Origin of the sequence: Pseudomonas sp. NPDC087615, from assembly GCF_044743445.1 — a bacterium.
GTDB lineage: Bacteria > Pseudomonadota > Gammaproteobacteria > Pseudomonadales > Pseudomonadaceae > Aquipseudomonas > Aquipseudomonas baetica_A.
Genome location: NZ_JBIUWM010000133.1, coordinates 1 through 2,236 on the forward strand (window position 1 = coordinate 1; position 2,236 = coordinate 2,236).

Consider the following 2,236-nt stretch of genomic DNA (forward strand, 5'->3'; position numbering starts at 1 on the left):
TGCTCGTTGAGTCGTACGTATTTTCTTCGCTCAATGCCTTCACTCCCGATGGTCGTGGGTCTGGGTGATACGGCCCTGTTCCACGTGGAACAGGGCGACTGGCGTTTCCGTCTGCCAGCCTTCCCTCAATAATTCATGATCTACACAGGTGATAAAAACCTGGCAGCGTAAGTCTTCCAGCAAGCGGCACAACGCGCGACGGTGGTTCTCGTCCAATTCGGACGGCAAGTCATCCACCAGATAAATACACTGGCCGCGGCGGGCTTGGCTAACCAAGTGCCCCTGGGCAATCCGCAAGGCACAGACCACCAACTTCTGCTGACCCCGGGACAAAATGTCCGCGGCGTTGTGTGCGCCCAATCTAAGACGCAAATCAGCCCGTTGTGGTCCGGCCTGGGTATGACCTATTTGCTGATCCCGTTGCAGGGATCCGGCAAGTACGGCACTCAGTTCCCGGTCTTTGTCCCAGCCTCGGTAATAGCTAAGCGTCAAACCTTCGAGTTCAACCAGTTCACTCAAGGTTTGTTCAAAGACTGGTTTCAAGGCTTTGATGTAAGCGCGACGGTATTCATCTATTTCAGCGCTGGCCTGGCACAACTCCCTGTCCCAAACCGCTTGCGAAACGGCGTCAAGTGTACCATGCCGCAGCCAAGAGTTTCTCTGGCGCAGGGCCTTCTGCAAGCGCTGCCAAGTGGCCATGAAGCGCGGCTCGACGTGAAACACGCCCCAATCGAGGAACTGCCGGCGAATCTTGGGCGCGCCTTCGAGCAAACGAAAGCTGTCCGGGTTGATCAACTGGAGCGGCAGGATTTCTGCCAGTTGCGCGGCGCTACGGGCGTTCTGGCCGTCGATGCGGATCTGAAACTCGCCCTGACGGTCGCGGGATATCCCCAGTGCACTGTGCCCGCCCTCGGCCAATTCAACCTGACCGAACACGGTGCAAGCGAGTTGTTCGTACTGGATGACCGGCAACAGCCGCGTGCTACGAAATGAACGGGCAAGCCCCAGCAGATGAATGGCTTCCAGAACACTGGTTTTGCCGCTGCCGTTGGCGCCGTAAAGGATATTGATGCGGGGGGATGGGGAGAAGGTCACCGGGTGCAGATTGCGTACCGCGGTGACCGAAACACGACTTAAGGACATCCAGAGTCAGCTGATTACAGGCGCATCGGCATGACAACGTAAGCCGAATCGTCGTTGTCAGACTCTTGCACCAGCGCACTGCTGTTGGAGTCGGACAGGATCAGACGAACCTGCTCGGTAGTCATTACGCCCAGCACGTCGAGCAGATAGCTCACGTTGAAGCCAATTTCCAGGGAGCCGCCGTTGTATTCAACGCCCACCTCTTCTTCCGCTTCTTCCTGCTCCGGGTTATTGGCCTGGATCTTCAACTGACCACTGGCCAGTTGCAGACGGATACCACGGTACTTCTCGTTGGACAGAATCGCAGTACGGCTGAACGCTTCACGCAGCGCCTGACGATCGCCCAACACTAGCTTGTCGCCGCCCTTGGGCAGAACACGCTCGTAGTCCGGGAACTTACCGTCGACCAGTTTCGAGGTGAAGGTGAATTCACCAGTAGTAGCTCTGATGTGGTGCTGGCCAAGAACGATACTGACGTTGCCGTCCGGCTCGGTGAGCAGACGCGCCAGTTCGAGAATACCTTTGCGCGGCACGATCACCTGATGGCGATCCGGCTGACCAATATCGGCCTGCATCGAGCACATCGCCAGACGGTGACCGTCGGTGGCCACGGCGCGGATGACGCCGGCCGAGACTTCAAGCAGCATACCGTTGAGGTAATAGCGTACGTCCTGCTGGGCCATGGCGAAGCTGGTGCGTTCGATCAGACGACGCAGTTTGCTTTGCTCGAGGCTGCAGGTCAGCGAACCCGGGCCCTCTTCAACCGTAGGGAAATCGTTGGCCGGCAGCGTCGACAGGGTGAAGCGGCTGCGACCGGCCTTCACCACCAGCTTCTGCTCGTCGAGCTTGATGTCGATCAGCGCATCGTTAGGCAGGCTTTTGCAGATGTCCATCAGCTTGCGCGCAGGCACGGTGATGGAGCCTGTTTCGGCCGGCTCTTCAAGTTGCACGCGACCAACCAGCTCGACCTCCAGATCGGTACCGGTCAGCGACAGTTGCTGGCCTTCGACAACCAGCAGCACGTTGGAGAGTACCGGCAAGGTCTGTCGGCGCTCGACGACGCCTGCGACCAGTTGCAGGGGTTTCAACAGTG

The 2,236-nt window shown here is 58.4% G+C and carries 2 protein-coding genes; both read right to left on the minus strand.

Features of this window, described 5'->3' with window-relative positions; genetic code table 11:
* Window positions 1-39: 39 nt before the first annotated feature.
* Window positions 40-1,143, minus strand: a complete 1,104-nt coding sequence (recF, locus tag ACIOU6_RS27895) for a DNA replication/repair protein RecF (RefSeq protein ID WP_150595884.1) — start codon at window positions 1,141-1,143, stop codon at window positions 40-42.
* A 14-nt stretch (window positions 1,144-1,157) separates the two neighbouring features.
* Window positions 1,158-2,234 (minus strand): DNA polymerase III subunit beta, encoded by a 1,077-nt coding sequence (gene dnaN, locus ACIOU6_RS27900; protein WP_401139956.1) that lies wholly within the window; start codon window positions 2,232-2,234, stop codon window positions 1,158-1,160.
* Between the last annotated feature and the right edge of the window lie 2 nt (window positions 2,235-2,236).